The sequence below is a fragment of the Streptomyces sp. DSM 40750 genome (assembly GCF_024612035.1).
Classification (GTDB): domain Bacteria; phylum Actinomycetota; class Actinomycetes; order Streptomycetales; family Streptomycetaceae; genus Streptomyces.
This window is the reverse complement of sequence record NZ_CP102513.1, coordinates 5790932-5808995: the sequence shown is the minus strand read 5'-3', so window position 1 is coordinate 5808995 and position 18064 is coordinate 5790932. Positions and strand designations below refer to the sequence as shown.

Here is an 18064-nt window from a genome sequence, read left to right as displayed (position 1 = left end):
GTATTCCTAGGCGCGTACGGCAGGATGTGCGGCATGCCCAGTGCAGAGACGACGCGAGTGAGCGTGGACGAGCCGGAGCCAGTGCGGCCGACCAAGGAGGACGAGGTCGCTTCGACCGGCAGTGAGCTGATCGGCGGCCCGATCGGGCGGCGGGCCCTGCTCGGCACATCCTGGTGGACGCCGGTACGGGTCGTCGCGCTGGTGGCCATCGGCATGTTCGCGCTCGGCATGGTGCAGAAGCTGCCCTGCTACGACGGCGCATGGTTCTTCGGAGCCAGCTCCCAGTACACGCACGCGTGCTACTCGGACATCCCACACCTCTACCAGGGGCGTGGCTTCGCCGACGGACTCGTGCCGTACTTCGACAAGATCCCCGGCGACATGGAGTACCTCGAGTACCCGGTGCTGACCGGTGTGTTCATGGAGGTCGCCGCCTGGCTCACCCCGGGCAGCGGCACCATCCAGAGACAAGAGCAGTGGTACTGGATGGTCAATGCCGGGATGCTGATGGTCTGCGCGGCGGTCATCGCCGTCTGCAGCGCGCGCATCCACCGTCGGCGCCCCTGGGACGGCCTTCTGGTGGCCTTGGCGCCTGCTTTCGCGCTGACCGCAACCATCAACTGGGACCTGCTCGCCGTGGCTCTACTGGCCGCCGCGATGCTGATGTGGTCGCGACAGCGTCCCCTCGCCTTCGGTGTGCTGATCGGTCTCGCCACGGCCGCCAAGTTCTACCCGTTCCTGGTGCTCGGACCGCTCCTCGTGCTGTGCTGGCGGGCGGGCAAGTGGCGTGCATACGTGACCGCGCTGCTCGGTGCCGTCGGGGCCTGGCTCGCGGTGAACCTGCCGGTGATGCTCCTGGCACCGGACGGATGGGCGAAGTTCTATCGCTTCAGCCAGGAACGCGGCGTCGACTTCGGCTCCTTCTTCCTCGTCATCGCGCAGCGGGTGAACATCCAGATCACCCCCGAGACGGCGAACGCGTACGCAATGGTCTCTATGGTGCTCGTCTGCGCAGGTATCGCCGCACTTACGTTGACCGCCCCTCGCCGCCCGCGCTTCGCGCAGCTCGCCTTCCTGATCGTCGCGGCCTTCATCCTCACCAACAAGGTCTACTCGCCGCAGTACGTGCTCTGGCTGGTGCCTCTAGCCGCGCTGGCCCGGCCCCGCTGGCGGGACTTCCTGATCTGGCAGGCCTGCGAGGTCGGGTACTTCCTGGGGATCTGGATGTACCTCGCGTACACGACCAGCGGAGAGGCTCACAAGGGCCTGCCTGCCGAGGGCTACCAACTCGCCATCATGGCCCACCTGTTGGGGACCCTCTTCCTGTGTGTCGTCGTCGTACGCGACATCTTCATGCCGGAGCGGGACATGGTGCGCCGGGCCGGTGACGACGATCCGTCCGGCGGGGTGCTCGACGGCGCGGAGGACGTTCATGTGTACGGCGCCGCGGCCCATCCCCCGCGGCACGCGATGTACTTCGAGGGGCCGCCGGTGGAGTGGGGCAGCCGTGGCCCGGAGGACAGTTCGCCCTGAGCGAACAGAGCCTGGCGGGATCACGCGGAAGGCCGTACACGAGAACCTCGTGTACGGCCTTCCGCGTAGCAGCGCGGGCATTCCCGCCCGAGACCGGCTCCTCCGCTCCCTAGGAGGCAGGCTCAGCGGTCGACGATGCGGTCGAACTGCGTGGTGGTGTGCCGCAGATGCGCCACCAGTTCCTCGCCGACCTTGGGCTCTGGGGCGTCCGACGGCACGAAGAGGATCGAAACCTGCATGTGCGGCGGCTCGGCGAACCAGCGCTGCTTGCCGCCCCAGACGAACGGAGAAAGGTTCCGGTTGACCGTCGCGAGGCCCGCCCGGGCGACGCCCTTGGCGCGCGGCATGACGCCGTGCATCGCCTTCGGGGCCTCCAGACCCACCCCGTGCGACGTACCGCCCGCCACAACCACCAGGAAGCCGTCGGAGGCCGCCTTCTGCTGCCGGTAGCCGAAGCGGTCGCCCTTGGCGACGCGGGTGACGTCCAGTACGGCCCCGCGGTACTCCGTCGCCTCGTGGTCACCCAGCCACAGCCGCGTACCGATACGGGCCCGGAAGCGGGTCTGTGGGAACTGCTGCTGCAGGCGGACGAGGTCCTCGGCCTTGAGGTGACTGACGAACATGGTGTGCAGCGGGAGGCGGGCCGCGCGCAGCCGGTCCATCCAGCCGATGACCTCCTCGACGGCGTCCGAGCCGTCGGTGCGGTCCAGCGGCAGGTGGATGGCGAAGCCCTCCAGGCGCACGTTCTCTATGGCGGCGTGGAGCTGCGGGAGCTCCTGCTCGCTCACGCCGTGCCGCTTCATCGAGGACATGACCTCGATGACGACACGGGCGCCCACCAGGCCGTACACGCCGTCGACCGACGACACGGAGCGGATGACGCGGTCGGGCAGGGGTACGGGCTCTTCAGCGCGTCGGTAGGGCGTCAGCACCAGCAGGTCGCCGCTGAACCAGTCCTTGATCCGGGCCGCCTCGTACGTGGTGCCGACGGCGAGGACGTCCGACCCGAGGCGCGTGGCCTCTTCCGCCAGCTTCTCGTGTCCGAAGCCGTAGCCGTTGCCCTTGCAGACGGGGACGAGTCCCGGGAACTGCTCCTGAACGTGCTTGTGGTGTGCCCGCCAGCGCGCGGTGTCGACGTAGAGCGTGAGCGCCATGGCCGGTCCCGGAACCTTTCTAGTGGCTGCGGTGTATCAGAGGTATGGAAGCAAAAACGGGGGCGTCAGCGGCGCGACATGTAGATGTCGAGCGCCTTGTGGAGCAGCTTGTTCAGCGGGAAGTCCCACTCACCGAGGTACTCGGCGGCCTGGCCGCCCGTGCCCACCTTGAACTGGATCAGGCCGAAGAGGTGATCCGTCTCGTCCAGCGAGTCGGAGATGCCGCGCAGGTCATAGACGGTCGCGCCCAGGGCGTAGGCGTCGCGCAGCATGCGCCACTGCATCGCGTTCGAGGGCCGGACCTCACGGCCGATGTTGTCCGATGCGCCGTACGAGTACCAGACGTGCCCGCCGACGACGAGCATCGTCGCGGCGGACAGGTTCACGCCGTTGTGCCGGGCGAAGTAGAGCCGCATGCGGTTGGGGTCCTCGGTGTTGAGGGCCGTCCACATACGCTGGAAGTACGACAGAGGGCGGGGCCGGAAGCGGTCACGCACGGCTGTGATCTCGTACAGCCGCTGCCACTCCTCCAGGTCGTGGTAGCCGCCCTGGACGACCTCGACGCCGGCCTTCTCGGCCTTCTTGATGTTGCGGCGCCACAACTGATTGAAGTTCTTGTGGACCTCTTCCAGCGAGCGGTTGGCGAGCGGCACCTGGTAGACGTAGCGGGGCTGTACGTCACCGAAGCCGGCCCCGCCGTCCTCGCCCTGCTGCCAGCCCATGCGACGCAGTTTGTCGGCGACCTCGAAGGCACGCGGTTCGATGAAGTCGGCCTCGATGTCGCGCAGCCGCTTCACATCGGGGTTCTGGATGCCCGCCTTGATGGAGGTGGCCTCCCAGCGGCGGATGATCACCGGTGGGCCCATCTTCACCGAGAAGGCGCCCTGCTGCTTCAGATGGGCGAGCATCGGCTCCAGCCAGTCGGTGAGGTTCGGTGCGAACCAGTTGATGACCGGGCCCTCGGGCAGGTAGGCGAGATAGCGCTTGATCTTGGGCAGTTGGCGGTACAGCACCATGCCGGCGCCGACCATCTCACCGGTCTTGTCGTCGAACCACCCGAGGCTCTCGGAGCGCCACTCGGCCTTGACATCGGCCCAGGCCGGGACCTGCATGTGGCTAGCCGAGGGCAGGCTCTGGATGTACGCCAGATGCTGCTCTCGGCTGATCGTCCTCAGGGTCAGGCTCATTCGGGGCGCTCCTCGGGCTGGTGTGTCCCCATGGGTACAGGGGCTCCGGCTCTCGCGCCGAAGCCTACTGCGCCCTGCGGGCGCCCCGAATGGCCGTATGGGACCTGGGGCCCGGCCGGTACGCAGCCGGGACGTCAGGCGGTGTTATTCGGCCGCTTGGTCCTATGTAAGGCGGCGGACAGCGAAGGCCATGGTCCGCCGACCTTGAGGCCGCCGGTACGGGATCAGCCTATGACCCCGCCGAAGAGACCTCCATGGGCCATGCCCAGGAAGAAACCGACGGCCGAGGCACCGAGACCCACAATCAGGCCGAAGCGCTCACGAGTCGTCTCCGAGATGAACTGCCCGTACGCGCCGGTCAGGATTCCCATCAGCCCGGTCCAGGAACTGAGCAGGTGCAGATGGTGGAACATCGCCGTGATGAAGGAGACCGCCCCGAGCACGAGCGTCACGGCGAGCAGGGTGTCCTGCACGGGGTGGGGCTTGTCATCGGTGGCGAGCAGAGAGCCGGCGATGTTGGGTCGCAATGTCTGTGCCATGGGGCACCTCCTGCGGAAGGCGGCGCATCGTAGCGCCATACACACCCGACGTGTACAGATTGACGGTCACCGCCACCGGATTTCAACCGGAAGCGGGTGTGCGGGTAGTCTGTACCGTCTGCACCGGTGTCTGCCCAGGCCATGACAGGGATCCTCAACGGGGATCCCCGATTGTCAGTGGTGGCCGATACCGTTGCGTACGCATCACAACCCTCCTGCCACGGAACGACCGTGGCCGCTGAGTCCAAAGGAGGTGGGTTCCACATGCGTCACTACGAGGTGATGGTCATCCTCGACCCCGATCTGGAGGAGCGCGCTGTCGCCCCCCTGATCGAGAACTTCCTTTCCGTTGTCCGTGAGGGCAACGGAAAGGTCGAGAAGGTCGACACCTGGGGCCGTCGTCGTCTCTCGTACGAGATCAAGAAGAAGCCTGAGGGCATCTACTCGGTCATCGACCTGCAGGCCGAGCCTGCGGTCGTCAAGGAGCTCGACCGCCAGATGAACCTGAACGAGTCGGTCCTCCGGACCAAGGTCCTCCGCCCCGAGACCCACTGAGCTCTCGCTCAGCTGATCCCGGGATCCGAGTAGCAGCACAAGCAGCCAGCAGCAAACCCGCCGAGAGGTTCCCCCATGGCAGGCGAGACCGTCATCACGGTCGTCGGCAATCTTGTCGACGACCCCGAGCTGCGCTTCACCCCTTCCGGTGCGGCGGTCGCGAAGTTCCGTGTCGCGTCCACTCCTCGCACCTTCGACCGTCAGACCAATGAGTGGAAGGACGGCGAGAGCCTGTTCCTGACCTGCTCGGTCTGGCGTCAGGCGGCGGAGAACGTCGCCGAGTCGCTCCAGCGAGGCATGCGCGTCATCGTGCAGGGCCGGCTGAAGCAGCGGTCCTACGAGGACCGTGAGGGCGTCAAGCGCACGGTCTACGAGCTGGACGTCGAGGAAGTCGGCGCCAGCCTGCGCAGTGCCACGGCCAAGGTCACCAAGACTGCCGGCCGCGGTGGCCAGGGTGGTTACGGCGGTGGCGGTGGCGGCCAGGGTGGTGGCGGCTGGGGCGGAGGCCCCGGTGGCGGCCAGCAGGGCGGCGGCGCTCCCGCCGACGACCCGTGGGCCAGCGGCGCTCCCGCCGGTGGTAACCAGGGCGGCGGCGGTGGCGGCGGCTGGGGCGGAAGCTCCGGCGGCAGCGGCGGCAGCGGCGGCGGCTACTCGGACGAGCCCCCCTTCTAAGACCTTCGGACCGGATCACCGGTCTTCGAGGTCGAGGGTGGGGGCCGTACCCCAAACTTCTTGATCACACAGGAGATACACCATGGCGAAGCCGCCTGTGCGCAAGCCGAAGAAGAAGGTCTGCGCTTTCTGCAAGGACAAGGTCACCTACGTGGACTACAAGGACACGAACATGCTGCGGAAGTTCATTTCCGACCGCGGCAAGATCCGTGCCCGCCGCGTGACCGGCAACTGCACGCAGCACCAGCGTGACGTCGCCACGGCCGTGAAGAACAGCCGTGAGATGGCGCTGCTGCCCTACACGTCCACCGCGCGCTAAGGGAAGGGTGACCGACTAATGAAGATCATCCTCACCCATGAGGTCTCTGGCCTCGGCGCTGCCGGCGACGTCGTCGACGTCAAGGACGGCTACGCTCGCAACTACCTGATCCCGCGGAAGTTCGCTATCCGCTGGACCAAGGGTGGCGAGAAGGACGTCGAGCAGATCCGTCGTGCTCGCAAGATCCACGAGATCCAGACCATCGAGCAGGCCAACCAGGTCAAGGGCCAGCTCGAGGCCGTCAAGGTCCGTCTGGCTGTCCGCTCCGGCGACGCCGGTCGTCTCTTCGGTTCCGTCACCCCGGCCGACATCGCATCCGCGATCAAGGCTTCCGGTGGCCCCGAGGTCGACAAGCGCCGCATCGAGCTGTCTGCTCCGATCAAGACGCTGGGCGCCCACGAGACGTCCGTGCGCCTGCACCCCGAGGTTGCCGCCAAGGTCAACATCGAGGTCATCGCGGCCTAAGGGTCGCGCTCGCTGAAGCGGTGTATGGGGCCGCACCCTGTGAGGGGTGCGGCCCCACATGCTTGCCGGGTCTTTGGTGAATCGGTCTGGATCGGCTCAGCGTGTCGGCGGAGTAACTGTTTCACGTGAAACAGCGGGAACTGGGCGACGTTTCACGTGAAACGAAGCCGAGTTGGAGCCCTACTCTCAGCGCGTCGCTCCGGTGACGATCCAGAGGCCGGAGCGGGAGCGTAGCCACAGGGTCAGCATGCGGGTCGCCATCATCAGCGTCATGGCGGCCCAGAGGGCGGCCAGACCGCCACCGAAGGTGGGAACGAGCAGCGCGGCCGGGATGAAGATCGCCAAGGTCAACAACATGGCCCGGGCAAGGTAGGGACCGTCTCCCGCGCCCATCAGTACGCCGTCGAGTACGAAGACGATCCCGGAGATCGGCTGGGCGAGCGCCACCACAATGAGGGCGGGGAGCGCGGCTTCTTGAACTCCCGAGTCGCCGGTGAAGAGCGGTACGAACAAGGGTCGGGCGACGATCACCAGCAGTCCGAGTATGGCTCCTGTGGCGATCCCCCACTGCACCATGCGCCGGCAGGCCTCGCGGGCGCCTTGGGCGTCGCCCGCGCCGAGGTAACGGCCGATGATGGCCTGCCCGGCGATGGCGATCGCGTCCAGGGCGAAGGCGAGCAGACTCCAGAGCGAGAGGACGATCTGGTGCGCGGCGATTTCCTCATCCCCGAGGCGGGCGGCGACTGCGGTGGCGATCAGCAAAATGGCGCGCAATGAGAGCGTACGGACCAGCAGAGGCACCCCGGCCTGGGCCGAGGCGCGTATGCCGGCGGCGTCGGGGCGCAGTGAGGCGCCATGTTTGCGGGCGCCGCGGATCACGACCCAGAGGTATGCGGCGGCCATGCCGACCTGGGCGATGACCGTACCCCAGGCGGATCCGGCGATGCCCAGGTCGGCGCCGTAGACAAGGCCTGCGTTCAGGGCGCCGTTGGCGACGAAGCCCGCGACAGCGACATAGAGAGGTGTCTTCGTGTCCTGGAGCCCTCGCAAGACACCGGTGGCGGCGAGCACGACGAGCATGGCCGGGATGCCGAGTGACGAGATCCGCAGATAGGTCGTGGCATAAGGAGCCGAGGTGTCCGAGGAGCCGAAGAGAGTCACGAGGGTGGGGGCGGTGGGAACGACGACCGTGATGACGGCGGCCCCGAGCAGCAGGGCGAGCCAGATGCCGTCCATGCCCTGGCGAATGGCCGCCGGTAGATCGCCGGCTCCCACCCGCCGGGACACCGCGGCCGTGGTGGCGTATGCCAGGAAGACGAAGACGCTCACCGCAGTGACGATGAGGGCCGAGGCGACGCCGAGACCGGCCAGCTGCGCGGTGCCGAGATGGCCGACGATCGCGGTGTCGACCATCAGGAAAAGAGGCTCGGCGACGAGCGCGCCGAAGGCCGGAACGGCCAGCGAGACGATCTCTCGATCGTGCCGGCGCCGGGTGGCTCTGGGAGTCGCGGAGGCCTGTGTCATGACCACCAATCTAATCTTCCACAGGTAAGAGATGCAATGCACTAATGGCTATTACATCTCGCTTGGTCGGGTGCGCTGTCGCGCACTGATCGTGAAGATCTTGATCCAGTCGGGAAAGTTTTTCTTCTGCACAGCCGCTGGGCGCTAAAGGTGCAGGTCAGAGTGGTTTCCGTGAAAGGGGCGAGGTCTTGTTCACAGGCCTGTCCACCGAGTCGTGCACAGGTTTTGCGGGGTTCTCCACAGCATCTGGAGCGTCGTCCACATGGCCTGTGGATAACCAGATTGGCTGACGGTGCCGACGGGCCTACGGTGGTGCGGCGCCCGCTCCTCGGCAGATCACGGAAACCTCGCAAAACCGACGAGCCAGAACCGGAGTTGGGCCTCTCATTTGTCAGTGTCGTGCCGTAGAAATGAGAAGCACGGCGAGGTCCGCTCGGCGGACGGGAGGAGGTTGCTCGGTGAGCATTTCCGAGCCCTTGGACGACCCGTGGGCCGACAGCGGGCCAAGTGATCGTCTGCCCTCCTCCCGCCGAGGCCAGGACGGCGGTCGGAGCAGGGACGAACGGCACGACCGCGGCCGGGACAACGGGGAGTGGGACGGCGGAGGTTCGGCCTTCGAACGCGTACCCCCGCAGGACCTGGACGCCGAGCAGTCCGTTCTCGGCGGCATGCTGCTGTCCAAGGACGCCATCGCCGACGTGGTGGAGATCCTCAAGGGCCCCGACTTCTACAAGCCGGCACACGAGACCATCTACCAGGCGATCCTCGACGTCTACGCCAAGGGCGAGCCCGCCGACCCCATCACCATCGCCGCCGAACTGACCAAGCGCGGCGAGATCACCAAGGTCGGTGGCGCCTCCTATCTGCACACCCTCGTCCAGACGGTGCCGACGGCGGCGAACGCGGAGTACTACGCGGAGATCGTCCACGAGCGTGCCGTCCTGCGCCGCCTGGTCGAGGCCGGCACCCGCATCACCCAGATGGGATACGCGGCCGACGACGACGTGGACGAGATCGTCAACAGAGCCCAGGCCGAGATCTTCGCGGTCACCGAGCAGCGCACCACCGAGGACTATCTGCCACTCGGCGACATCATGGAGGGCGCGCTCGACGAGATCGAGGCGATCGGTTCGCGGTCGGGGGAGATGACCGGTGTGCCGACCGGCTTCACCGACCTCGACCAGCTCACCAACGGCCTGCACCCGGGCCAGATGATCATCATCGCGGCCCGTCCCGCCATGGGTAAGTCCACGCTGGCACTGGACTTCGCGCGCGCCTGTTCGATCAAGCACAACATGCCGAGCGTGATCTTCTCGCTCGAAATGGGACGTAACGAGATCGCGATGCGTCTGCTGTCGGCCGAGGCACGCGTGGCCCTGCACCACATGCGGTCCGGCACGATGACCGACGAGGACTGGACGCGTCTCGCCCGCCGGATGCCGGATGTCTCGGCCGCACCGCTCTACATCGACGACTCCCCGAACCTGTCGATGATGGAGATCCGCGCCAAGTGTCGGCGTCTGAAACAGCGCAACGACCTGAAGCTCGTGATCATCGACTACCTGCAACTCATGCAGTCCGGTGGCAAGCGGTCCGAGAGCCGCCAGCAGGAAGTCTCGGACATGTCGCGAAACCTGAAGCTGCTGGCCAAGGAGTTGGAGCTGCCGGTGATCGCGCTGTCACAGCTCAACCGTGGTCCCGAGCAGCGTACGGACAAGAAGCCGATGGTCTCCGACCTGCGTGAGTCGGGATCGATCGAGCAGGACGCGGACATGGTGATCCTGCTGCACCGCGAGGACGCCTACGAGAAGGAGTCGCCGCGCGCGGGCGAGGCGGACATCATCGTGGGCAAGCACCGTAACGGCCCGACGGCCACGATCACGGTTGCCTTCCAGGGCCACTATTCGCGGTTTGTGGACATGGCGCAGACCTGATCCTGCAGAAATGAAGGTTCGCGTTTCGCCTGTCCCTCTCTCATCGACCGTGGCCTTTGCCAACGGGGCCGGCAAGGGTCGATGAGCACGAAGGGCTCGCCGATCTACTGGGTGGCCGACCCCAGCTCGGGCCGCACGCGCTGGCCAGTGGGGAGACCGTGGTGGCCGCGCTGGGCGGCGTCGACGTGGACGCCATCATGCCGGTGGTCGCCGCAGTCAACGCGTACGCGATCGGCGCGGTGCGTCGGGAGGCCGCCGAGCGGCGTGCCGAGCGGGCCACAGGGATGGACGAGAAGCGTTGGCAGGCCTCACTCGGGCCTATCTGAAGCGGACCTTCGCCACCGGCCGATTCCCCGTGCTGGCCACGGTGGCGCGCGATGCCGCCCACCTGGACGCCGACCACACCTTCCGGATCGGCCTCGACTTCCTGCTCGACGGCATTGAAGTCCGCATCTCAAGGTGACGCGCGGCCGAAGGACCGGACCGGTACCGCCCATAGCGCCAGGGCGGCGCTGACGCGTTGAGACGACGCAACATCACCCAAGCGCACGGAACTGAAGAAATGCCACGGCACTGAGATGCCAGCCGCATCACATCCCTTGAGACAACCCAGGAATCCGCTGGTCAGCTGAGATCAACCTGTCACGCGATGTGAGACCCCACAAGAAATGCACTCGACGCGCGGTGCCGGTCCCGATGGACTTGGTGCATGACGACACCTCAGGAAGAGCTGCTTCCCGCCACGCGCCGGGCTCTGCTGCACCGCATCGCCGTCGCTCAGGCCGAGGGACGGGCACCGTCGCTGGTCGCGGCGGTGGTCCGGGGCGGGGAGACAGTGTGGCACGGGGCGCGGACTTCGGTGGAGGGGCATGCGCCGGACGCGAACGTGCAGTACCGGATCGGCTCGATCACCAAGACCTTCACCGCCGTTCTGGTCCTGCGGCTGCGGGACGAGGGCGTGCTGGACCTCGGAGACCCGCTGGAGAAACATCTGCCGGGCACCGGTGCGGGGGAGGCCACCATCGCCGAACTGCTCGCGCACACGGGCGGACTGGCAGCCGAGTCGCCGTCGCCCTGGTGGGAGCGGACCCCCGGCTCCCTGCGCCCGGAACTCGCCGATGTGCTCGGCGAGCGGCCCCACCGGCATCCCGTCGGCCGCCGGTTCCACTACTCCAACCCCGGCTTCACACTCCTCGGCGCCCTCGTTGAAGAGCTGCGGGGCGCTCCCTGGGAGGACATCTTGCGGCGGGAAGTGCTCGAACCGCTGGGCCTGCGCCGTACGACGTGGCACCCGGAGGCACCGCACGCCGGCGGCTGGGCCGTGCATCCCTGGGCGGACGTGATGCTGCCGGAGCAGGTCGAGGATCTGGGCCGAATGGGACCGGCGGGTCAACTCTGGTCCACATCAGCTGACTTGGCGCGCTTCGCGGTCTTCCTGGCCAAGGGGGACGATCGGGTGCTGGGCGCGGAGTCCGTCCTGGAGATGCGGACGCCGGCTGCGCCGGGAGAGGCCGCCGATGTGTCGTCCGGGTCGGCGTACGGGCTCGGGATGCAGCTTCAGGACCGGGACGGCCGTTTCCTCGTCGGGCACAGCGGTTCGGTTCCCGGCTTCCTCGCGAACCTGACGATCAGCGTCGAGGACGACGTGGCGGCTGTCGTGCTGGCCAACTGCACCTCCGGGCCGGTGGTGTCGGAGGTGGCCGCCGACCTCGTACGCATCGTGGCGGAGGCCGAGCCCCGGATCCCCGAGCCGTGGCGACCGCTGCCGCAAGTGGACCGCTTGGTCCTGGAGTTGGCCGGACCTTGGTACTGGGGCACGCACAGCTTCGTGCTGCGACTCGTCGCCGACGGTGGCGTCTCGTTGGAGTCGCTGTCCGCCACGCTGCGCAGTGCTCGGTTCCGGCCCAACGACGACGGCGGTTGGACCGGGCTCAACGGCTACTTCGCCGGAGAGCTCCTACGGGCCGTAAGAAGGCCTGACGGGACCGTGAGCCACTTGGACCTCGGGTCGTTCGTGTTCACGCGTCAGCCGTACGACGAGGGGGCTCCGGTGCCGGGTGGAGTGGATTCCGAAGGGTGGCGCGGGGTCTCGTAGGGGTCATTCTGGCGATGGTGGGGTTCTCGTTCGCGTTGTTTCACGTGAAACAGGGCCCCACAGGCATTCTGGGCTGTTCCTCAGAGCGGCAACTTGAAGCCCACGTGGGTGGCCTCGAACCCGAGCCGCTCGTAGAAACGGTGGGCGTCGGTGCGCGTGGCATCGGATGTCAGCTGGACCAACTGGCAGTCCTGGTGCCGTGATGTGTCGATTGCCCACTCGATGAGCCGCGTACCGAGGCCGCTGCCGCGCTCATCGGTGTGGACGCGTACACCTTCGATGATCGAGCGGGTGGAACCACGCCTGGAGAGCCCATGGATGATCGTCAGCTGGAGCGTGCCGACGACACGGCCCTTGCGAACGGCGACCACCAAGTGCTGGTTCCGATCGCCGCTCAGGCGATCCAGCGCGGTGAAGTACGGGGCCAGGTCGTCCGGAGACTCGCGCTGAGCTCCCAAGGGATCGTCGGCCAGCATCGCGACGATCTCCGGGACGTCGACCTTGGTCGCCGGGCGAATTTCAAGATCTCCCATGCTCGCACCCTACGCGGGCAGGTGGAGCGGCTCCACGACGCGGACCAGAGGCGCCAGTTCGGGTTCTTCGCCGCTGCGTCGAGGGCTTCGCGCAGAGCGGCGTCGTTGGTGGGGCGTGCCTCCGCGAGGAGCTTGAGGCCGGCTTCGGAGACGTTGGTGTAGATGCCCCGACGGTCGGTCGGGCACAGGTAGCGCGCGGCGTCGGCGACCTGCTTCATCTGTAGGTGCCCTGGCCGTCGTCCTCGCCCTGAGAGGGTTCTCGACCAGGCGCACGGTGCTCCCACGCTGGCCTTCATCGCGGCGACGCTGGAGCGCGTGAGGAGCGTAGCCGACTCAGTTGCTGTGGGAGTGGGAACTGCCGAGCAGCGGGCAGCCGCCCACCGATGACGGCGGGCGGCGGGCCGTATCCGCCGGACCGAGCTTCAGCACGCCGCCACGGTCAGCGGGGCGAACCGCCGGGGCCAGTCACCCGGCAGCTCGGAAATCCCGTACGTCATCACCGAATTGAAGGCGATCGACGCCAGGCCGCGTTCCTTCACCCACGTCAGTAGTTCCTCATGGCGTACGTCGATGTCGGTGCGCAACGGTCGGTCGGTGTGGGCGGCCAGGGAAGCGATGAGCGCCTTCGCCGTCTGCGTGTCCCGGGCGATCAGAGGGCCGACGACATGGTTGTCCATGTTGGGCCAGGCGGCCGTGTATCCGATGATCCGGCCGTTCTCCTCGGCCACGCGCAGCTGATCGGCGAAGGCGGGGAGCCGGGTGAGGATGTGGGTGCGATCCGTGCCGAAGACTTCTTCGTCGAGCCGGATGATCGTGGTGAGGTCCTCGGCCGTGGCCGGGCGCGTGGAGACCGAGGGGTCAGGCCCGCCCGGTGTGAAGCGTCCACGGACCATCTCGGTCCGTCCGGTGACCTTGAAACCCAGCTCCTCATAGAGCGGACGTCCGTACGGAGTCGCGTGCAGGGTCAGCGGGGTAGTAGCCATCTCAGAGAGGACATGGCGCATCAGACGGCGGCCGACGCCCTGGCGGGCGTGCCGCTCGGCGACCAGAACCATGCCGATCGCACCCAGATCCGGACGGCCCGCCGGGCCGTACTCGGTCACCACGCAGGCGGTGACGAGGCCGCCCTCGGGGTCATCGATTCCGTACCCGGTCCCGGCCGTGAGGAGCAGCCCCCACTTGTGCTCCTCGCGAGGCCAGCCCCGATCCTCGGACAGATCGGCGCAGGCAGTGAGATCGCGAGGCGTCAGACGGCGGATGGGCAGAGCGGCGGCGGGAGGTGTCGGCACGCAGGTCAGGCTGTCCGACACGAGCCCTTGGCGTCCACCGGTTTGCGGTCAGAGGTACGCCCTTTTGGCCATCTCGTGCACAACCGCACAGCGCGCGGACAGATGTTTCACGTGAAACAGACGTCTCCAGGCACACGCGTGCAGGCACGGTTAGCCTCGGCTCCCATGACGCGACTGCACCTGTTCGACCTGGACGGGACTCTGCTGCACCACACGGCGGCCCCGGTCGAGATCTCGCGGCAGCTCGGCCTGGAGAAGGAGATCGCCGAGCTCGAACGGGACTTCGTGGCACGGCGCATCGACTCACGGGCGTACGCACAGCTCGTCCACGGTCTGTGGGCCGGGCTCACCGAGAGCCATGTCGTCGCAGCCTTCGAAGGCGCGCCGTGGCTGCGACGCATTCGGGACACCTGGGCCGAGATCCGGGGCCGGGGGGAGTACTGCGCCGTCATCTCGCTCTCGCCCTCGTTCTTCGTCGAGCGGCTCAAGGCCTGGGGTGTGCACGAGGCGTACGGCTCGCGCTTCCCCGCCGTGCCCTTCGCCGAGCCCGTCGATCCGGCCGGGATCCTCACGCCTGCGGCCAAGGTGGAGATCGCGGACCGGCTCTGCGTGAAGTTCGGGCTGACCCGTGCCGATTGCGTCGCATACGGCGACTCCCTCTCCGACGCGGAACTCTTCGGTACTGTTCCGATCTCGGTCGCCGTGAATGCCGATCGGCATCTGGTGGGGCTCGCCACTCACTCGTACCTGGGGCAGGATCTGTGGGATGCCTATGAATTGGTGCGACGCGCCCGGTAATTGAAGGGATTGTTGATTCGCGCCCGTTGAATTCCCTGCACGGCAAGGGGGGACTTGTGTGTGGCGCGCCTGCCGGTAGGGTCGAGTCCGGTTCGTGTCCGAAGCGAGATGGAGTCGTCTCATGTCGGGGGTGCGAACGCAGCTCAATGCAGCCTAACCGGACAGGGAGATCGAGGACCTGCGTTTACCGTTACGAGGTGGGGGCGTTCGTGGGCTGTGGAACGCTGAGGTGAGTGCTGCGGCTCACGTCACACTCTCACCTACTTGTCCGTACGGAGCGGGAACCCGGATTGAATGTGGCCGCATTGGCCGTCGGGGAACGAACGGGGAAAAGCAAGGCCGTCCGCGGGGGAAAGCATGCGACTTCCGACTGGGGAAGTGCGCAGTTCGACCGAAAGATGCTCGAGGCGAGGCACACCATGGACGCTCCGACCACCACGTCGGCCGGCAACGGCGCTTCGGGGGGCACTGACGGAGGCGGCTGGTTCACACCGCGCACGTCTTCGCCGTCCCCTGGCGGAGATCAGGAGCCCGAAGGTAACCGCCTCGCCGCCCTGCGGCCCGTGGGCCGGTCCCAGGAGCCGCCCAACGGCCAGCAGCAGAACCGGGACGGCGCCGCGCCGGAGCGAATACAGACCTCCGCGGACCTTCCGCCCAGCGCCCCGCCTCGCCCCCAGCCGAGCCCGGCTGCCCAGGAACAGGGCTCCGAGCAGTCCGTCTTCGACGCCCGGGTACCCGTCCAACGCGCCGGTCGTGCAGCCGAAGGCTCTCCCGACGCCGTTCTCATCCGGCGCACCATGGCCGAGATCGGGCCCGTCGCCGACAAGGTCACCTCGTACTTCTACGCGCTGCTCTTCGTTCAGCACCCGGAGCTGCGGTCGATGTTCCCTCCGGCCATGGACGCCCAGCGGGACCGCCTGCTCAAAGCCTTGCTGACCGCGGCCGAGCACATCGACAACACCCCGGTCCTCGTCGACTATCTGCAGAACCTCGGTCGCGGCCACCGCAAGTACGGCACCCAGGCCGAGCACTACCCGGCCGTCGGCGAGTGCCTGATCGGCGCGTTGAGCCGGTACGCCAAGGCGAGCTGGGACGACGAGACCGAGGCGGCCTGGGTCCGGACGTACACGACGATCTCCCAGGTGATGATCGACGCGGCGGCGGCAGACGAACTGCGCTCCCCGCCCTGGTGGCTCGCCGAGGTCGTCTCGCACGATCTGAGGACCGCGGACATAGCGGTCCTCACCGTCCGACCGAACCAGCCGTACCCCTTCCTCGCCGGGCAGTACACGAGCCTGGAGACCCCCTGGTGGCCGCGGATCTGGCGGCACTACTCGTTCGCCTCGGTGCCCCGCTCGGACGGCCTGCTGTCGTTCCATGTGAAGGCGATCTCCGCGGGCTGGGTCTCCAACGCGCTCGTGCACCGTGCCCGGCCCGGCGATGTTCTGCGACTGGGCCCGCCGGCTGGCGCGATGACCGTCGACCACACCACCGACAGCGGACTGCTCTGTCTGGGCGGCGGCACCGGTATCGCGCCCATCAAGGCCATCATCGAGGACGTCGCCGAACACGGGCGGCACCGCCCGGTCGAGGTCTTCTACGGAGCCCGCACCGGCCAGGACCTCTACGACCTCGACACGCTGCTACGGCTGCAGCAGAGCAATTCGTGGCTGGAGGTACGCCCGGTCGTGGACCGGCACGGACTGCTCCAGCTGCCCGACGCCGTACGTGACCACGGACCCTGGAACGGGTACGACGCATACCTCTCGGGCCCGCCCGGCATGATCCGCAGCGGTGTGGACGCGTTGAAGGGTGCCGGCATCCCCTCGGATCGCATACGCCACGACTCGGTGGAGGAACTGGTGGCCTCCGGAGACTGACCGCCGAGGTCTCCGCAGGCACCGGATGGTGGTCGTCGGCGGAGGGTCAGCCCAGGTCGGGTGCATGCATCGCCCGTACGCCTTCGATGTTCCCGTCCAGGTAGTGCCGCAGGGACAGCGGAACGAGGTGCACGGAGGCGATGCCGACCCGGGTGAAGGGGATGCGTACGATCTCGTACTCGCCCAGAGGTTCGTCCACCTCGGGACCGTGCCGCTTGGAGGGGTCCATGGACTCCAGGCGGCAGACGAAGAAGTGCTGGACCTTCACGCCGGTGGCGCCGCCCTCGCCGATGTGCTCGACGGTGTCCACGAAACAGGGCACCACATCGGTGATCTTCGCGCCGAGTTCCTCGTGTACTTCGCGGTGGAGCGCGTCGACGACAGTCGTGTCCTCCGGCTCGACCCCGCCGCCCGGCGTGAGCCAGTAGGGATCGACGCCCGGCTTGGTCCGCTTGATCAGGATCAGGTCGTCGCCGTCGAGCAGGACGGCACGGGCGGTGCGCTTGACCACAGGTCGTACGGTCATGGGAGAAATGTGGCCCTGCATGTTCCACGTGAAACATTGCTGGAGCGAGGAAGAGGGGGAACCCGGCACTCGTGAGCGCCCGCCGTCGTCACTCCCCTCCGCCGAAGGGCTCCAGGGCTGTCTCAGGACCAGTTCCCCGCGGCCCCCAGCAGCCACTCATGGGCCCGCGCGATGTGCGGCATGGCCAGGGTGCCGGTACGTGCCACCAGGAAGTACGTCCGCAGCGGGGGCACCGCCGGATCGAGGAGTGCGACGACGTCACCGCGCTCCAGGGCGGAGGCGCACAGATAGCGGGGCAGCACGGCCAGTCCGGCGCCGGAGATCGCACAGGCGAGGACCGCGCGCAGGTCCGGGACGACCACGGTGCCGGAGGTGGCGGGCCGGGAGTCGAAGACCGAGGCCCAGTAGCGCGCGATGAACGGTAGTGATTCGTGTACCTCGACGACGGGGAAGTCCTCCAGCGTGTGCGCCTCCCTGCGGCGCAGCTTGCCGGGAACGATGCGGTCCGCCCAGCGCGGGGCGGCGACCAGGACATGCTCCTCGTCGCAGAGCGGCGTCGCGGTGAGCAGGGTGCCACGCGGCTGGGCGGTGGTGATGGCCAGGTCGTGGTGCCCGGCGGCGAGGCCCTCCAGCGTCTCGTCCGCGTTTCCGAAGGAGACCCGAAGCGCGAAGCCCTGACCGTCGTCTCCGGTCAGCTCCGTGAGGGCGGGCGCGGCCCGTTCGGCGGTGAACTCCGGTGGACCGGCGAGATGGAGTGTCCGTAAGGAGGAGTCGTCGCCGGTCTCGGCGATCTCGACCAGCGCGTCGAGATGCGGCGCCGCCTTGTGGGCGAGCTCGTCGCCGATGGTCGTCGGGGTCACTCCCCGGGCCTGGCGAAGGAAGAGCGGGCGGCCCAGCTGGCGTTCGAGGGTGCGTATCTGCGAGGTGACGGCCGGCTGCGAGAGGCCGAGCAAGGCGGCGGCGCGGGTGAAGGAACCGGCCCGGTGCACGGTCACGAACGTTCGTAGTAAGGCCAGATCCATGGTCGCCCCTCCCTTCGCCGCCCTCGGAGCGCCCAACTA

19 protein-coding genes and 1 pseudogene are annotated in these 18064 nt (G+C 67.7%); 11 read left to right on the top strand and 9 right to left on the bottom strand.

Translation table 11 applies throughout. The annotated features are described in order from the left end of the window. Positions 1-24: 24 nt before the first annotated feature. Positions 25-1533, top strand: coding sequence for a glycosyltransferase family 87 protein (locus tag JIX55_RS26000; protein WP_257569486.1), 1509 nt, complete (start codon positions 25-27; stop codon positions 1531-1533). A 122-nt stretch (positions 1534-1655) separates the two neighbouring features. Here JIX55_RS26000 and JIX55_RS25995 read toward each other — a convergent pair whose 3' ends face one another. The 3 genes from JIX55_RS25995 to JIX55_RS25985 form a co-directional block, all read right to left on the bottom strand. Next, on the bottom strand, positions 1656-2687 hold the full coding sequence (locus tag JIX55_RS25995) for an alanine racemase (RefSeq protein WP_257543276.1): 1032 nt from the start codon (positions 2685-2687) through the stop codon (positions 1656-1658). 65 nt (positions 2688-2752) lie between these two features. Further along, on the bottom strand, positions 2753-3874 hold the full coding sequence (gene femX, locus JIX55_RS25990; protein ID WP_257565683.1) for a peptidoglycan bridge formation glycyltransferase FemX: 1122 nt from the start codon (positions 3872-3874) through the stop codon (positions 2753-2755). 224 nt (positions 3875-4098) lie between these two features. After that, positions 4099-4413 (bottom strand): hypothetical protein, encoded by a 315-nt coding sequence (locus tag JIX55_RS25985; protein WP_257565681.1) that lies wholly within the window; start codon positions 4411-4413, stop codon positions 4099-4101. 264 nt (positions 4414-4677) lie between these two features. Between JIX55_RS25985 and rpsF the strand changes: the two genes are divergently transcribed. The 4 genes from rpsF (at position 4678) to rplI (ending at position 6424) form a co-directional block, all read left to right on the top strand. Next, positions 4678-4968 carry a 30S ribosomal protein S6 gene (gene rpsF / locus JIX55_RS25980; protein ID WP_005482942.1) on the top strand — a complete coding sequence of 97 codons (291 nt, stop codon included), beginning with the start codon at positions 4678-4680 and terminating at the stop codon, positions 4966-4968. 75 nt (positions 4969-5043) lie between these two features. Next, entirely contained in the window at positions 5044-5640 is a 597-nt protein-coding gene (locus JIX55_RS25975; protein ID WP_257565680.1) for a single-stranded DNA-binding protein, read from the top strand. Positions 5641-5722: 82 nt separating this feature from the next. Next, the gene (rpsR, locus tag JIX55_RS25970; protein WP_003949403.1) at positions 5723-5959 is read left to right on the top strand and encodes a 30S ribosomal protein S18; all 237 of its coding nucleotides are present in this window, start codon (positions 5723-5725) and stop codon (positions 5957-5959) included. A gap of 18 nt (positions 5960-5977) precedes the next feature. Continuing rightward, the gene (gene rplI, locus JIX55_RS25965; protein WP_257565679.1) at positions 5978-6424 is read left to right on the top strand and encodes a 50S ribosomal protein L9; all 447 of its coding nucleotides are present in this window, start codon (positions 5978-5980) and stop codon (positions 6422-6424) included. A 186-nt stretch (positions 6425-6610) separates the two neighbouring features. Here rplI and JIX55_RS25960 read toward each other — a convergent pair whose 3' ends face one another. After that, positions 6611-7957, bottom strand: coding sequence for an MATE family efflux transporter (locus JIX55_RS25960; RefSeq protein WP_443046525.1), 1347 nt, complete (start codon positions 7955-7957; stop codon positions 6611-6613). A 449-nt stretch (positions 7958-8406) separates the two neighbouring features. Between JIX55_RS25960 and dnaB the strand changes: the two genes are divergently transcribed. The 4 genes from dnaB (at position 8407) to JIX55_RS25940 (ending at position 11977) form a co-directional block, all read left to right on the top strand. Next, complete coding sequence (gene dnaB, locus JIX55_RS25955) at positions 8407-9882, top strand: replicative DNA helicase (RefSeq protein WP_257565677.1); 1476 nt, start codon at positions 8407-8409, stop codon at positions 9880-9882. 161 nt (positions 9883-10043) lie between these two features. Next, on the top strand, positions 10044-10208 hold the full coding sequence (locus JIX55_RS25950; protein ID WP_257565676.1) for a hypothetical protein: 165 nt from the start codon (positions 10044-10046) through the stop codon (positions 10206-10208). Next, complete coding sequence (locus JIX55_RS25945) at positions 10181-10345, top strand: TetR/AcrR family transcriptional regulator C-terminal domain-containing protein (RefSeq protein ID WP_257565675.1); 165 nt, start codon at positions 10181-10183, stop codon at positions 10343-10345. The genes JIX55_RS25950 and JIX55_RS25945 overlap by 28 nt, the downstream gene beginning before the upstream one ends. 246 nt (positions 10346-10591) lie before the next feature. Continuing rightward, on the top strand, positions 10592-11977 hold the full coding sequence (locus JIX55_RS25940; protein ID WP_257565674.1) for a serine hydrolase domain-containing protein: 1386 nt from the start codon (positions 10592-10594) through the stop codon (positions 11975-11977). Positions 11978-12057: 80 nt separating this feature from the next. On the opposite strand, the gene JIX55_RS25935 is transcribed toward JIX55_RS25940, so the two are convergent. The 3 genes and pseudogenes from JIX55_RS25935 to JIX55_RS25925 all read right to left on the bottom strand — a co-directional run bounded on the left by JIX55_RS25935 (position 12058) and on the right by JIX55_RS25925 (position 13799). After that, positions 12058-12510, bottom strand: a complete 453-nt coding sequence (locus tag JIX55_RS25935; protein WP_257565673.1) for a GNAT family N-acetyltransferase — start codon at positions 12508-12510, stop codon at positions 12058-12060. 9 nt (positions 12511-12519) lie between these two features. Then, positions 12520-12773: pseudogene (locus JIX55_RS25930) on the bottom strand (MarR family transcriptional regulator); the annotation flags it as partial. Between the two features lie 159 nt (positions 12774-12932). Then, positions 12933-13799 (bottom strand): GNAT family N-acetyltransferase, encoded by an 867-nt coding sequence (locus tag JIX55_RS25925; protein ID WP_257565672.1) that lies wholly within the window; start codon positions 13797-13799, stop codon positions 12933-12935. Between the two features lie 165 nt (positions 13800-13964). On the opposite strand from JIX55_RS25925, the gene JIX55_RS25920 reads away from it, so the two are divergent. After that, positions 13965-14597 carry an HAD family hydrolase gene (locus tag JIX55_RS25920; protein WP_257565671.1) on the top strand — a complete coding sequence of 211 codons (633 nt, stop codon included), beginning with the start codon at positions 13965-13967 and terminating at the stop codon, positions 14595-14597. Between the two features lie 398 nt (positions 14598-14995). Continuing rightward, entirely contained in the window at positions 14996-16477 is a 1482-nt protein-coding gene (locus tag JIX55_RS25915) for a globin domain-containing protein (protein ID WP_257565670.1), read from the top strand. Between the two features lie 46 nt (positions 16478-16523). Here the strand turns inward: JIX55_RS25915 and JIX55_RS25910 are convergent, their stop codons facing one another. Then, complete coding sequence (locus JIX55_RS25910; RefSeq protein WP_257565669.1) at positions 16524-17003, bottom strand: NUDIX domain-containing protein; 480 nt, start codon at positions 17001-17003, stop codon at positions 16524-16526. Between the two features lie 122 nt (positions 17004-17125). After that, positions 17126-18025 (bottom strand): LysR family transcriptional regulator, encoded by a 900-nt coding sequence (locus tag JIX55_RS25905; protein ID WP_257565668.1) that lies wholly within the window; start codon positions 18023-18025, stop codon positions 17126-17128. Positions 18026-18064 lie beyond the last annotated feature (39 nt).